The following is a 14,170-nucleotide window of genomic DNA, read 5'->3' as shown; positions in this document are numbered from 1 at the left end:
CCATATCCAAAGGACCAGACCCATGGCTCCCAAAGTTCTCGTCTCCGACAAGCTCTCGGAAACCGCCGTCCAGATCTTCCGTGATCGCGGCATCGATGTGGATTTCCTGCCCGATGTGGGCAAGGACAAGGAAAAGCTCGCCGAGATCATCGGCGAGTATGACGGCCTTGCCATCCGCTCGGCCACCAAGGTGACGCCGACCATCCTCGAGCACGCCACCAAGCTCAAGGTCGTGGGCCGCGCCGGCATCGGCACCGACAATGTCGACAAGGAAGCGGCCTCCAAGAAAGGCGTGATCGTTATGAACACGCCCTTCGGCAACATGATCACCACCGCCGAACACGCCATCGCGCTGATGTTCGCCGTGGCGCGCCAAATCCCCGCCGCCGATGCCTCGACCCAGGCCGGCAAGTGGGAGAAATCCAAGTTCATGGGCACCGAGCTGACCGCCAAGACTCTCGGCGTGATCGGTGCCGGCAATATCGGCGGTATCGTCTGCGACCGCGCCCGTGGCCTCAAGATGAAGGTCGTGGCCTACGATCCCTTCCTGTCGGAAGAGAAGGCGCAGCAGATGCAGGTGGAAAAGGTCGAGCTCGACGAGCTGCTCAAGCGCGCCGATTTCATCACCCTGCATGTGCCGCTGACCGACGGCACCCGCAATATCCTCTCGGCGGAGAACCTCGCCAAGACCAAGAAGGGCGTGCGCATCATCAACTGTGCCCGTGGCGGTCTGGTCGACGAGGCGGCGCTGGCCGAGCTGATCAAGTCGGGCCATGTGGCCGGTGCGGCCTTTGACGTGTTCAAGGAAGAGCCCGCCACCGAGAACCCGCTCTTCGGCCTGCCCAATGTGGTCTGCACCCCGCACCTTGGCGCCTCGACCACCGAGGCGCAGGAGAACGTGGCGCTTCAGGTGGCCGAGCAGATGTCGGATTACCTGCTGACCGGCGCCGTGCAGAACGCGCTCAACATGCCCTCGGTGACCGCCGAGGAAGCCAAGGTCATGGGGCCGTGGATCAAGGTCGCCGGCCATCTCGGCGGTTTCATCGGCCAGATGACCGACGAGCCGATCAAGGCGATCAACATCCTCTATGACGGCGAGGCCGCGACGATGAACCTGGAGGCGCTGAACTGCGCCACCATCGCCGGCATCATGAAGTCGATCTCGCCCGAAGTGAACATGGTCTCCGCCCCGGTGATCGCCAAGGAGCGCGGCATCCAGATCTCGACCACCCGTCAGGAGCAGTCGGGCGTGTTCGAGGGCTATATCAAGGTGACCATGGTGACCGCGAAGCGCGAGCGCTCGATTGCCGGCACCGTGTTCTCGGACGGCAAGCCGCGCTTCATCCAGATCAAGGGCATCAATATCGACGCCGAGGTGGGCGAGCACATGCTCTACACCACCAACGAGGACATGCCGGGGATCATCGGTACGCTGGGTACGATGCTGGGCGAGCACAAGGTGAACCTTGCCAACTTCACCCTTGGCCGGTCGAAGCAGGGCGGCCAGGCCATCGCCATCTCCTATCTCGACGAGGCGCTGGATCCGAGCGTTGTCGACGCGCTGAAGGCGACCGGTCTCTTCAAGCAGGTCAAGCCGCTGCAATTCGACGTGGCCTGAGGCCGCACCGGTCGGACATGCGAAGGGGCGCCGGTTTCGGCGCCCCTTTTTTCGTGTCGTGGCTGGGGTCAGCGCGGCATGCGCCAGTAGATGCCCCTCTGCCCGGCGATCTCTTCCAGCGTCGGCATGCGCAGCCGGGGCGGGCGCTGCCCGGTCAGGAACAGCGCGCCGAGATCGTCGAGCACGCCGCGATCCTGCGCATAGACATTGTGGTTGAGCGAAAACAGATCGGTGCCCACCGCGCTGACGTCGATGGAATCGACCCCGGGCACCACCATCGGCCCCTCCGGCCCTACATCGCCGAGCCTTATGTAGTCGCCACGGATCTTCTGCGCCGCCAGCAGGGCGCGGTCGGAGGCGCAGGCATAGAGCGTGACGCCCTTGGCCGCGGCGGTGAAGTGGCTGTGGATATTGCCGAACTCGCCGGCATCCAGATCCGGCGCGGCGAGCACAAGCTGCTCGATGGCGCGGCCCCGCTGGCTGAGGCTGGTGCCCGCATGGGTCAGGAGCTGCGCCAGCGCCGCGTTGCCCATGGAATGCGCGACGAGGTGGACCTTCTCGACGCCGGGCACGTTGAAGACGATCTCCAGGAACCGGTCGATGAAGGTGACCGCGTTGTCGGCGCTGTCCATGTCGGTCACATAATCCAGCGTCTCGCCCACCGAAGGCCAGCTATAGGCAAAGGCCGGCCCGTCAAATCCGAGATCGTGGGCAAGCTGCGCGGCGCGGAACATCGCCTCGGCAAAGGTGGTGTTGAAACCGTGGATGAAGACAAAGGCGGTATTGGCATAGGTCGCGGCGCTCTGAGCGGCCTCGGCGGCCATGCCGGTAAAGGCGGTCTCGCTCAGGATCTCGGTCTTGTGCACGGTGAAGTGCTTGGCGGGATCCTCTGCCTGCTTCCACAGGGTGACCTTGAAGAGCGTGATCTCCTTGGGGCGCTCGACCTTGCCCAGCCGGTGCGCCTCGCGCGGAATGGTGATGTCGGTATGGCCGAGCTTCAGCGCGTTGGCGCGCCTGTGGCCAAAGACCGGGCCGGTCTCCTCCTGGCGCTCGACATTGCGGTCGGTGCCGAAGAACAGCCGCTGCACCCAGTAACGGTTGTCCACCGGAGCGGCCATTTCCGGCATCGGCGCCGGCATGGGGGGCGCGAGTTCGGGCTCGGGCGCGGCGGTTTCCCGCTCCCAGCTGAGGGCGTCTTCGGGCGGCGTTTCCTCGCGTTCCCACTCTGGTTCGAAGGGGGGCGGGGCCATCTCTTCCGCATCATCCCCTGTCTCGGACGGTTTCGGCGCCTGGGCCTCCGGGGGCTTGGGCGGCTTGTCGGTTTTCGGGCGGGGCGGCTTGCGTCGGATCAGCGCCACGGCGACCACCGCCGCCAGCAGCACGAGGATCAGAATGGAAATGCCATCGGTCATGTCGGAAATCCTGTCAGGACAATATCGCGGCCACCGCAAAATCCTGCGGCAGTCCGGCGCGAGCCTATCACGGATTTCTGCAGCCTATAGGGGCTTTGCGGGGTCTTTTCCCTGAAATGGGAACCCCAGGAAATGACAAACCCCCGAAAGGCGGCAGCCCCGGGGGTCGTCTTCTGTGTCGGAAGGTCAGCTGCGTGACCTTAGGCGGCGAGATCTCAGAGGAGACCTTCGCGCTGGGCTTTCTTGCGTGCCAGCTTGCGGGCACGGCGGATCGCCTCGGCCTTTTCGCGTGCTTTTTTCTCGGACGGTTTCTCGAAATGCTGCCGAAGCTTCATTTCACGGAACACGCCTTCGCGCTGCAGCTTCTTCTTCAGGGCGCGGAGCGCCTGATCGACGTTGTTGTCGCGAACACTAACCTGCATGTGGTTTTCACCACCTTTCTAAGTTTGAGTTGCAAGGAATTGCAGGAAGCGCCCGTATAGCGCGCCTTGGCAGAATTGTCTAGACTCCTATGTATTGAGTCGAAGGAGAGGCCCCATGACAGATGACATAGCTGGGCGCCTGCTGGATGCGGCGCTGAACCATGTCGCCTTCGATGGCTGGTCGGAAACGACCTTCCGCGCGGCGGTGACGGATGCGGATATTGACCCGGTGGTAGCCCGGGGGCTCTATCCGCGGGGCGCGGTGGACATGGCGGTTGCGTTTCACAAGCGCGGCGACGACGCCATGATCACGCGGCTTCAGGAACTTGACGATGACGGGCTCCGATATCGCGACAAGGTCACGCGTGCCGTGCGCACGCGGATCGAGGTGGTCAAGGACCGCGAGGCGGTGCGGCGCGGCACGACGCTCTTTGCGCTGCCGATCTATGCGCCCGACGGCGCCAAGCTGATCTGGTGCACATCCGACCGGATCTGGGGCGCGCTCGGCGACACCGCCCGCGATTTCAACTGGTACACCAAGCGCGCGACGCTGAGCGGGGTCTATTCCTCGACGGTGCTCTACTGGCTGGGCGACGATTCGCCCGATCATCACGCGACCTGGGAGTTTCTCGACCGCCGTATCGAGGACGTGATGCGAATCGAGCAGACAAAGGCCCGGATGCGCGACAACCGGCTGCTGAAACGGGTTTTCGCAGGCCCCGAACGGGTGCTAAGCAGCATCCGCGCGCCGCGATCGGTGCGAGAGAACGATTTGCCGGGCGGCTGGACCGCCCCGAGATAAGAGCATTTGGGAAAACTACATGACTGACAGCATGCGCGCCGTCGAGATTTCCGAACCCGGCGGCCCCGAGGTGCTGCGCCTGACGGACCGGCCCGTGCCCGTCGCCGGGCATGGCGAGGTGGTGATCCGCGTCGCCTGGGCCGGGGTGAACCGGCCCGACGCGCTCCAGCGTGCGGGCAGCTATGCGCCACCCAAGGGCGCCAGCGATCTGCCGGGGCTCGAAGCGTCGGGCGAGGTGGTGTCGGTGGGGCCGGGGGTGAGCTGGCCCGCCATTGGCGACAGCGTCTGCGCGCTGCTGCCGGGGGGCGGTTATGCGGAATACGTCGCGACGCCGGCCGCCCATTGCCTGCCGGTGCCCGAGGGCATGGCGCTGCGCGAGGCGGCCTGCCTGCCCGAGACCTTCTTTACCGTCTGGTCCAACGTCTTCCAGCGCGGCGGCTTGCAGGCCGGCGAGCGCTTTCTGGTGCATGGCGGCTCCTCCGGCATCGGCACCACGGCGATCCAGCTCGCCTCGGCCTTTGGCGCGCGGGTCTTTGCCACTGCCGGCTCGGCGGAGAAATGCGCCGCCTGCACCGCGCTCGGCGCCGAGCGGGCGATCAACTACCGCGAGGAGGATTTCGTCGAGATCCTGCGCGGCGAGGGCGGGGCGAACCTGATCCTCGACATGGTGGGCGGCGATTACCTGCCGCGCAACGTCAAGGCGCTGGCCGATGAGGGGCGGCTGGTGCAGATCGCCTTCCTTCAGGGGCCGAAGGTCGAGCTGAACTTTGCCCATGTCATGATGCGCCGGCTGACGATCACCGGCTCGACCCTGCGCCCGCAGAGCGATCTGGCCAAGGCGCGCATCGCGGCGGCGCTGCGCAAGGAGGTCTGGCCGCTGCTCGACGCGGGGAAGGTGGCGCCGGTGATGGATTCGGAGTTTGCGCTGGAGGATGCCGCGCAGGCACATGCGCGGATGGAAAGCTCCGCGCATGTGGGCAAGATCGTGTTGAAGGTCGCCTAAAGCGGCGGGCGACAGGCGGGGTGAAACCCGCCCTACGCCACGGCACGGCGGTAGAAATGCCAGCTCGCATGGCCGAGCACCGGCAGCACCACGATCAGGCCAAGCAGCAGCGGGATCGCGGCGAGCACCATCAGCACGGCGATCAGCGCGCCCCAGCTCAGCACCACGCGCGGGTTTTGCTTCAGCACGCGGATCGAGGTGGCCACCGCCACCGGCGCGCCGACCGGGCGGTCGAGCACCAGCGGGAAGGACACCACCGAGGTGGCCAGCGCCGCCAGCGCGAAGAGAAAGCCCACCGCGCAACCGATCACGATCAGCGCCCAGCCGCCCGGTGTGGAGGTGACCTGCGCCGCGAAGGCACTCAGGCTGTCGGGCGTGGCGGTGCCCATGGTGGCGCGGTGGATCTCGGCGGCGGTGAGCATCCAGGCGGTGAAGAGCGCCGCGAGATAGATCCCCATCACCAGAACCGCACCGAAGCCGGGCGCGCGCAGCACGGCAAAGGCATGGCCCCAGCGGGGTTGCTCGCCCATCTCGCGCTGGCGGCTCATCTCGTAGAGCCCCACCGCCGCCACCGGACCGAGAATGGCAAAGCCGGAGATCAGCGGGAAGAGCAGCGGCAGCAGCTCCATCCGGAAGCCGAGGGCGATCAGCAGCAGGCCGACCACCGGGTAGACGAGGACGAGGAACATCACGTCGCTGCGGCAGGCCTGGAAATCCTCCCAGCCGGCGCGCAGGGACGCGCCGATATCCGACATGTCCATCTGCCGGACCTGCGGTTCGGCAGCGTCCTGGCTGCCCAGCTCGCGCGAGGCGGCGGCGAGATGACCGCCGGCGCCGCTCAGGCGCTGCGCGGTCCAGGATAGCGGGTTTCCGATCGTTTGGGCCATGAGTCTCCTCCCTCTGGCGTTGCGGGAGGCGCCAGGCGGGTCCGGCCGGCACGCTGGCGGGCCGGACCGACCGGCGCCGCGTGCCGTTCAGGGTAGCACGGATCGGGCGGCGGCGCGTTCACGACGTCTTGTGCCCTCTTGTGCCCCTGCGCAGGGCAGCGCAGGGTTCGCGGTAACAGATGCCTGAGACAGAGGAGAGGACCATGGCCGCAACGGCGAGAACGGTGATCATCGAGGAACATGGCGGGCCGGAAAAGCTCAAGCTCGCCGATCTGCCGGTGGGCGAGCCGGGGCCGGGCGAGATCCGCATCCGCCACGCCGCCTGCGGGCTGAACTTCATCGACTGCTACCAGCGCTCGGGGCTCTATCCGATGACGCTGCCGCATGCGCTGGGCATGGAGGCGGCGGGCATTGTCGAGGCGGTGGGCGAGGGGGTGAGCCATCTCGCGGCGGGTGATCGCGCCGCCTATGCTGCGATGCCGCCCGGCGCCTATACCGAGGCGCGGGTGATGCCGGCGGCGCAGGTCTGCAAGCTGCCGGAGGGGATCCCCTTCGAGGAGGGCGCGGCGATGATGCTGAAGGGCATGACCGTGCAGTATCTCTTTCACCGCACCACGCCGCTGAAGGCCGGGGATACGGTGCTGTTTCACGCCGCCGCCGGGGGGGTGGGGCTGATCGCCTGCCAATGGGCGAAATCCGAGGGCATCCGGCTGATCGGCACCGCCGGCTCGGACGAGAAATGCGCGCTGGCGCTGGAGCATGGCGCGGATGCCTGTATCAACTATGCCACCGAGGACTGGGTGGCGCAGGTGCGCGATCTGACCGGCGGCAAGGGCGTGGACGCGGTGATGGATTCGGTGGGCAAGGCGACCTTCGAGGGCTCGCTCGACTGCCTGAAGCCGCTGGGGATGATGATGTCCTTCGGCAACGCCTCGGGTGCTGTGGAGGCGTTCAATCTGGGGCTGCTGGCGCAGAAGGGCTCGCTCAAGGTGACCCGGCCGACGCTCTTTACCCATATCGCCGATCACGACGCCTGCCAGGAGATGGCGGCGACGCTGTTTTCCAAGGTGCTGGCGGGGGAGGTGAAGATCCGCATCGACCAGCGTTTCCCCTTGGAGGATGTGGCGGAGGCGCATCGGGTGCTGGAGGCGCGGCGCACCACCGGCCAGACGATCCTGACGCTGAGCTGAGCGCGATGTGCGCCCGTGCCGGGCGCGCCTGTCTGAGCCCGGCGCCGCCTTTGGCGGCCCCGGGCGGGGTGGGGGCGCTGCTCCCTCGCGCGCCGGGGCGCGCTTTCCCCCGGGATATTTCAGGCCAATGGAAACGCCGGGGTCTGGCGGAGCGGGGTCAGTCGCGCCAGGCGAAGAAGCCGGGGCCGGCTTGGGTCAGCAGATCGCGGGCGAGCTGGCGGCCGAGATCGGCGCCGTCGGTCGCGGGGCCTGTGAGCTCGCCCGAATAGGCGGCGCTGCCGTCGGGTGAGAGGATCTCGCCGCGCAGCCGCAGGCTGGTGCCGTCGAGCTCGGCGAGCCCGGCGATCGGGGTTTCGCAGGAGCCGTCGAGCTCGGCCAGGAAGGCGCGTTCGGCGGCGAGGCGGGTGGCGGTCTCGCTGTCATGGATCCGCGCCAGCATGTCGCGGGCGCGGGGATCGTTTTCGCGGCGCTCGATGCCGATGGCGCCCTGCGCCACCGCCGGCAGCATCTCGTCGGGAGACATCGCGGTCATCGGCACCTTGCCCGCCATGCCCATGCGGTTCAGCCCGGCCATGGCGAGGAATGTGGCGGCGGCGGTGCCGTTTTCGAGCTTTTTCAGCCGGGTTTGCAGGTTGCCGCGGAATTCCACCACCGTGAGATCGGGGCGGCGGCTCAGCAGCTGGGCGCGGCGGCGCAGCGAGGAGGTGCCGACCACGGTGCCCGCGGGCAGCGCGGCGAGCCCGGCATGGCCGGGAGAGATGAAGGCGTCGCGCACATCCTCGCGCGGCAGGTAGCAATCGAGCACCAGACCGGCGGGCTGTTCCACCGGCATGTCCTTCATCGAATGCACCGCGATGTCGATGCCGCCGGCCAGAAGCTGCTCTTCGATCTCCTTGGTGAAGAGGCCCTTGTTGCCGATCTCCTTCAGCGGACGGTCGGCGGCGATCATGCTGCGGTCGTCGCCGGTGGTCTTGATCACCACGATCTCGAAGGCCTCCGCTGCCAGCCCGAAGGCGGCGGCGAGGCGGTCGCGGGTCTCGTGGGCCTGGGCCAGCGCCAGCGGCGAACCGCGGGTGCCGATCTTCAGCGGCTGGGCGGGGGTGGGCAGGGTCATCGTCATGGGGCGAAGCTTTATGTCGCGGGAATGGCTGTGGCAATGGGGCGCGAATTGACATATTGCCGCCTGCGACGCGATTGGGAGGCTGCGAGATGACCAAGACGATCCTGCGGGCGCTGGCCGGAGAAACCCTGCCCACGCCGCCGATCTGGATGATGCGGCAGGCCGGGCGCTATCTGCCGGAATACCGCGCGACACGGGCGCAGGCCGGCGATTTCCTGTCGCTGTGCTACAATCCGGAACTGGCCGCCGAGGTGACGCTTCAGCCGATCCGGCGCTATGGGTTCGATGCGGCGATCCTCTTTGCCGATATCCTGCTGCTGCCGCAGGCGCTGGGCGCCGATCTGTGGTTCGTGACCGGCGAGGGGCCGCGGCTCTCGACCATCACCAGCGACGCGGAGTTCGACAGGCTCGGGCGCGGCGAGATGATCCACGACACGCTGAACCCGATCTACGAGACGGTGCGGATCCTGAGCCGCGAGCTGCCGGAGGAGACCACGCTTATCGGTTTCGCCGGGGCGCCCTGGACGGTGGCCACCTATATGATCGCCGGGCGCGGCACCCCCGATCAGGGGCCGGCGCATGCGCTGAAGGCGGAGAACCGGGCGCTCTTCGAGAAGATCATCGACCGGCTGACCGAGGCGACGATCGACTATCTGTCGGCGCAGGTCGAGGCCGGGGCCGAGGTGGTCAAGCTCTTCGACAGCTGGGCGGGCTCGCTGGAGGGCGAGGATTTCACCCGCTACGCGCTGGAGCCCGCGCGGATCATCACGCAGGAGTTGAAGGCGCGGCATCCCGGCCTGCCGGTCATCGTCTTTCCGCGTCAGGCGGGGCAGGGCTATGTCGGCTTCCATCAGGCCACCGGGGCCGATTGCGTTGCGGTCGATGACAGTGTGACGCCGGAATGGGCGGCGGAGCATGTGCAGGTGGATGGCTGCGTGCAGGGCAATCTCGCCTCGTCGCATATGGTGACCGGCGGGCAGGCGCTGGTGGACGAGACAAGGCGGGTGGTGAAGGCGTTTTCCAAGGGGCCGCATATCTTCAATCTCGGCCACGGGATCACGCCGGATGCCGACCCGGAGAATGTGCGGCTGATGGTGGACACGGTGCGCGAAGGCGCCTGAGTCGGGGCTGTGCTGACCGGGGCAGCCTTTACGCGACTGCGTCACGCGAGTTTGCAGCATCAGGGTTGTGCATCGGCGTGAGGGCCCTTGGGATCACGCATTGCTGACATGCGCCGGCGGGATTTCCGTGCCGCGCGGGTTGCGCTGCGCTGCGGCGCGCGGCATCACTCCGGCACAGGAAAGGACGCCTCCCATGCACCCGATTTTTGCCGTAGGCGATATTCACGGCCAGCTCGCCCAGTTCCATCATGCGCTCGATCGTATCGCGGGCGACCCGGAGGCGGGCGCACCCGTCGTGTTCCTCGGCGATTTCGTCGACCGGGGGCCAGACAGCCGCGCGGTGATCGAGGCGCTGATGCAGGGGCAGGCGGAGGGGCGGAACTGGATCTGCCTGATGGGCAATCACGACCGGTTTTTCCTGCGCTATCTCGACGATCCGTTCTATGAGGATCCGCAGACGCGCAATCCGCATTTCTATACCGACCGGCCCATCGGTGGCGACAAGACGCTCGAATCCTACGGGGTGGATGCCGATCCGCGCCGCGACCCGCGCGAGATCCATGCCGAGGCGGTGGCCGCCGTTCCGCAGGCGCATCGCGACTGGCTGGCGGCGCTGCCGCGGTTCCACGAGACCGAGCAGCAGATCTTTGTGCATGCCGGCATCCGGCCCGGCATTCCGCTGCACCAGCAGAGCGAGGACGATCTGATCTGGATTCGCGGTGCCTTTCTGAACGACACCCGCGACCATGGCAGGCTGGTGGTGCACGGGCACACCGCCATCGACGTGCCGCAGCTTTATCCCAACCGGCTCAACATGGACGGGGGCGCGGGCTATGGCCGTCCGCTCTACCCGGCGCTGCTACTGGGCCGCGACGTCTTTCTGCTGGGATCCCACGGGCGCGTCCGGCTTTAGCGCGCACCACGCGTCGTATTGCGACAGGAAGACCTCGCCCGACAGATCTTGCAGGAAATGCGAGCGTTGCAGGCGGTCCATCACCGGGCCCTTGATTTCGGTCAGGTGCATCCTGATGCCCTGTTCCGAGAGCCGGCGGTTGAGCTCTTCCAGCGTCTCTAGCGCGCTCATGTCGACCTCGTTCACGGCGGGGAACATCAGCACCACATGGTTGAGGTTCTCGCATTCCGCGACCCGTTCCAGCACGTAATCCTCCAGGAAGCGCGCGTTGACGAAATAGAGGCTCTCGTCCACCCGCAGGGTCAGCACGCCGGGCAGGGTATCGACCGTGTGGCGCTTTACATTGCGGAAGTGATGGGTGCCGGGCACCAGCCCGACCTCGGCCACATGCGGCTTCGAGGTCTTGTAGAGATGCAGGAAGATCGACAGCAGCACGCCCGCCGAGACGCCCATCTCGACGCCGACCAGCAGGGTCAGCACGATGGTGGCGGAGACGGCGGTGAAATCCACCTTGGAGTAGCGCCAGGTCTTTTTCAGGATCGAGAAATCCACCAGGCTCAGCACCGCCACGATGATCGTTGCGGCCAGCGTCGCCTTGGGCAGGAAATAGAGCAGGGGCGTCAGCACCAGCGTGGCGATGCCGATGCCCACGGCGGTATAGGCGCCCGCCGCAGGGGTCTCGGCGCCGGCGTCGAAATTCACCACCGAGCGGGAAAAGCCCCCGGTCACCGGAAAGCCGCCGGTGACCGCCGAGGCGATATTGGAGGTGCCGAGGCCGATCAGCTCCTGGTCGGGGTCGATGCGCTGGCGGCGCTTGGCGGCGAGGGTCTGCGCCACCGAGACCGACTCGACAAAGCCGATGATCGAGATCAGCACGGCGGGCAGCAGCAGCGTCTGCCACATGCCCGGATCGAAGGAGGGGGCGGAGAGCGGCGGCAGCCCCATGGGCACCTCGCCCACCAGCCGGACGCCCTTGTCGCCCAGGGCAAAGATCCACGCGACGAGCGTCGTCACGACGACGGCGGCGACCGGTCCGGCCTTGGCAAAGATATCGGCCATGCGCTTCGACAGGCCGGCCTTGATCAGCAGCGGCTTGAGCCCCTTGCGGACCCAGAACAGGAAGGCGGTGGCCGCCACGCCGATGACCAGCGTAATGAGATTGGTCTCGCCCAGATGTTCGAAGATCGAGCGGACCAGTTCCACCAGCGTGTGGCCGCCCGCGTCGATGCCGAAGATATGCTTGAGCTGGGAGGCGGCGATCAGGATGCCCGAGGCGGTGATGAAGCCGGCGATGACCGGGTGGGAGAGGAAATTCGCCAGAAAGCCCAGTTTCAGCACCCCGAGCAGCGTCAGGAACACGCCGGAGATGAAGGCCAGCGTGATCGCGGCCAGCGCGATCTCCGCCGGTGAGGTCAGCCCGAGCTGGCCGATCGCCGCCGCCGTCATCAGCGACACCACCGCCACCGGCCCGACGGCCAGCGCCCGCGAAGTGCCGAAGATCGCATAGGCCACCAGCGGCAGGATCGAGGCGTAGAGCCCCATCTCGGCGGGCAGGCCGGCGAGCAGGGCGTAGGCCAGCGATTGCGGGATCAGCATGATCGTCACGATCACCGCCGCGACGAGGTCCGAGGTCGCGGTGTCGCGGTTGTAGGTTTTGGCCCAGGTCAGGATCGGCAGGTAGCGGGTGAGCAGATCGCGGGAGGGGCGGGGCACATTCATGAGGGCTGTCCTGCAATTCGGTCAGAGACGGGCAACGGGGGAGTCGCCCTTTGCGGCGTAGATATATTCAAAACACAGAATTTTTGAAGGGAAGAATGCGCGATGCTCCAGAATGTCGCGGGACGGGAGAGGTGGAGGCCCCGGGGTCAAGCCCGGGGCGGGGAGCTCTGAACCACCCGCCCCGGACCTGTTCCGGGGCCTCATGGCCGGGCAACCGCGTTAGCTCGCCGAGACCTTCTCCGGCTTGGCCATCCATTCCTTGCCGCGCAGCATCGCCTTCCAGTAGATCGGCGGCAGGATCTGCTCTTTCAGCAGCCAGGCGGCGCGGGTCGGCTTGGTGCCGTCGATGACCCATTTCGGAAAGCTGGGCAGCAGCGTGCCGCCATAGCCGAACTCCGCCAGCACGATCTTGCCGCGCTCCACCGTCAGCGGGCAGGAGCCATAGCCGTTATACATCGCGCGCGGGCTGGCGCCCTCGATATCGGCGGCGACGTTCTCGGCGACGATGGGCGCCTGCATGCGGGCCGCCGCGGCGGTCTTGGCGTTGGGCGCGTTCATCACGTCGCCGAGGCTCCAGATATTGTCATAGCTCTTGTGGCGCAGGGTGTTCTGGTCGACATCGACCCAGCCGGCGGCATCGGCCAGCGGCGAGACGCGGATGAAATCCGGCGCGGTCTGCGGCGGGCAGACATGCATTATGTCGAATTCCAGCTCGACCGTTTCCGGCTCTGTCTCGGGCTTGTTCACCGCGAAGGTGGCTTTCTTCGCCGGCCCGTCCACCGCGACGAGGTTGTGGAAGAAGTTGAGCGTGGCGCCGTATTTCTTCACGTATTGCTCCAGCGCGGGGACGTAATCCTTCACCCCGAAGAGCACGCCGCCCGCGTTCATGAACTGGATGTCGATATCGGGCAGCACGCCCTCGCGGAACCAGTGATCGCCCGAGAGATACATGGCCTTCTGCGGCGCGCCGGCGCATTTGATCGGCATCGGCGGCTGGGTGAAGAGTGCGCGCCCGGTCTTCAGCCCCTTCACCAGCTCCCAGGTATAGGGCGCGAGGTCGTAGCGGTAGTTCGAGGTCACGCCGTTCTTGCCCAGCGTCTCCACCAGCCCGTCGACCTTGCCCCAGTCGAGCTTGAGCCCCGGGCAGACGATGAGCCGGTCGTATTTCACCACCCGGCAGCCATCGAGCACGACGGCGTTGTTGCCGGGCTCAAAGGCGGCGACCGCGGATTTGATCCAGTGCACGCCTTTGGGGATCAGGCTGCCCATGGTCTTGGCGGTGGTTTCCGGCTCGAAGATGCCGCCGCCCACCATGGTCCAGCCGGGCTGGTAGTAATGCACATCCGCCGGATCGAGCAGCGCGATCTCCAGGCTGGGCAGGCGCGCCTTGAGGCTTGCCGCAACAGCGATCCCCGCCGCGCCGCCGCCCACCACGACCACGTCGAAGCTGGCATCGCCGGTATCGGTGGGGGTCTTGCCGCCATTGACGATGCGGCGCACCACGCCGGCCATGTCATAGCCCGCGTTCTTGGCGGCCATCAGGATCTCGGCGGTGGACATGGTTTTGGCCTGCGCCAGCGACCACAGCGTGGTCGAGCGTGTGCCGGTGCGGCAATAGGCAAAGACCGGGCCGGGCAGCTCGCGCAGGGCGCGTCCGAAATCCTCGGCATCGCCGTCCTGCACCTTGCCCGAAACCACCGGCAGATAGCGCGCCTCCAGCCCGTGCTGCCTGGCGGCGGCTTCGATCTCCTCGAAACTCTGCTGGTCCGAGCCCTCGCCATCGGGGCGGTTGCAGATGATCGAGCGATAGCCGGCGGCGGCGATCTCGGCCATGTCGTCTGTGGCGATCTGCGGTGAGACCGTGAGGTCGTCGTTGATCTTGCGGAATTCCAAAGCGCGTCTCCTCCAGGGCGGGAATCGGGATTGGCGTTTTATATATTCGCAATATAGAATTTGTCACGCG

General features: G+C 66.7%; 12 protein-coding genes. 6 read left to right on the top strand and 6 right to left on the bottom strand.

The window, feature by feature from the left end; genetic code table 11:
- The first annotated feature begins 22 nt into the window (after positions 1–22).
- A complete protein-coding gene (gene serA / locus Ga0080574_RS09215; RefSeq protein ID WP_076697629.1) occupies positions 23–1,618 on the top strand; it encodes a phosphoglycerate dehydrogenase in 1,596 nt (531 codons plus the stop codon).
- 68 nt (positions 1,619–1,686) lie between these two features.
- Here the strand turns inward: serA and Ga0080574_RS09210 are convergent, their stop codons facing one another.
- Positions 1,687–3,030, bottom strand: a complete 1,344-nt coding sequence (locus Ga0080574_RS09210; protein WP_076697627.1) for an alpha/beta hydrolase — start codon at positions 3,028–3,030, stop codon at positions 1,687–1,689.
- A 215-nt stretch (positions 3,031–3,245) separates the two neighbouring features.
- Positions 3,246–3,452, bottom strand: a complete 207-nt coding sequence (gene rpsU / locus Ga0080574_RS09205) for a 30S ribosomal protein S21 (protein ID WP_007818122.1) — start codon at positions 3,450–3,452, stop codon at positions 3,246–3,248.
- Between the two features lie 115 nt (positions 3,453–3,567).
- Here rpsU and Ga0080574_RS09200 point away from each other — a divergent pair, with 115 nt between their 5' ends.
- Both Ga0080574_RS09200 and Ga0080574_RS09195 read left to right on the top strand, forming a co-directional pair.
- Positions 3,568–4,254, top strand: coding sequence for a COQ9 family protein (locus Ga0080574_RS09200; protein ID WP_076697625.1), 687 nt, complete (start codon positions 3,568–3,570; stop codon positions 4,252–4,254).
- A 19-nt stretch (positions 4,255–4,273) separates the two neighbouring features.
- Positions 4,274–5,257 (top strand): NAD(P)H-quinone oxidoreductase, encoded by a 984-nt coding sequence (locus tag Ga0080574_RS09195; protein WP_076697623.1) that lies wholly within the window; start codon positions 4,274–4,276, stop codon positions 5,255–5,257.
- 32 nt (positions 5,258–5,289) lie between these two features.
- Here the strand turns inward: Ga0080574_RS09195 and Ga0080574_RS09190 are convergent, their stop codons facing one another.
- The gene (locus Ga0080574_RS09190) at positions 5,290–6,144 is read right to left on the bottom strand and encodes a DUF2189 domain-containing protein (protein ID WP_076697621.1); all 855 of its coding nucleotides are present in this window, start codon (positions 6,142–6,144) and stop codon (positions 5,290–5,292) included.
- 203 nt (positions 6,145–6,347) lie between these two features.
- Here Ga0080574_RS09190 and Ga0080574_RS09185 point away from each other — a divergent pair, with 203 nt between their 5' ends.
- The gene (locus tag Ga0080574_RS09185) at positions 6,348–7,334 is read left to right on the top strand and encodes a quinone oxidoreductase family protein (protein ID WP_076697619.1); all 987 of its coding nucleotides are present in this window, start codon (positions 6,348–6,350) and stop codon (positions 7,332–7,334) included.
- A 157-nt stretch (positions 7,335–7,491) separates the two neighbouring features.
- On the opposite strand, the gene hemC is transcribed toward Ga0080574_RS09185, so the two are convergent.
- Positions 7,492–8,454, bottom strand: coding sequence for a hydroxymethylbilane synthase (gene hemC / locus Ga0080574_RS09180; protein WP_076697617.1), 963 nt, complete (start codon positions 8,452–8,454; stop codon positions 7,492–7,494).
- Between the two features lie 89 nt (positions 8,455–8,543).
- Here hemC and hemE point away from each other — a divergent pair, with 89 nt between their 5' ends.
- A complete protein-coding gene (gene hemE, locus Ga0080574_RS09175; RefSeq protein WP_076697615.1) occupies positions 8,544–9,575 on the top strand; it encodes a uroporphyrinogen decarboxylase in 1,032 nt (343 codons plus the stop codon).
- A gap of 193 nt (positions 9,576–9,768) precedes the next feature.
- The gene (locus Ga0080574_RS09170) at positions 9,769–10,488 is read left to right on the top strand and encodes a metallophosphoesterase (RefSeq protein WP_076697613.1); all 720 of its coding nucleotides are present in this window, start codon (positions 9,769–9,771) and stop codon (positions 10,486–10,488) included.
- Here Ga0080574_RS09170 and Ga0080574_RS09165 read toward each other — a convergent pair.
- Both Ga0080574_RS09165 and Ga0080574_RS09160 read right to left on the bottom strand, forming a co-directional pair.
- Positions 10,435–12,207 (bottom strand): SulP family inorganic anion transporter, encoded by a 1,773-nt coding sequence (locus Ga0080574_RS09165; protein ID WP_076697611.1) that lies wholly within the window; start codon positions 12,205–12,207, stop codon positions 10,435–10,437. The genes Ga0080574_RS09170 and Ga0080574_RS09165 overlap by 54 nt on opposite strands.
- A 219-nt stretch (positions 12,208–12,426) precedes the next feature.
- Complete coding sequence (locus Ga0080574_RS09160; protein WP_076697608.1) at positions 12,427–14,100, bottom strand: bifunctional protein tyrosine phosphatase family protein/NAD(P)/FAD-dependent oxidoreductase; 1,674 nt, start codon at positions 14,098–14,100, stop codon at positions 12,427–12,429.
- Positions 14,101–14,170: the final 70 nt, after the last annotated feature.

The organism is Salipiger abyssi, from assembly GCF_001975705.1.
In the GTDB taxonomy this organism is placed as follows: Bacteria; Pseudomonadota; Alphaproteobacteria; order Rhodobacterales; family Rhodobacteraceae; genus Salipiger; species Salipiger abyssi.
This window is presented reverse-complemented; position numbering and strand designations above follow the sequence as displayed.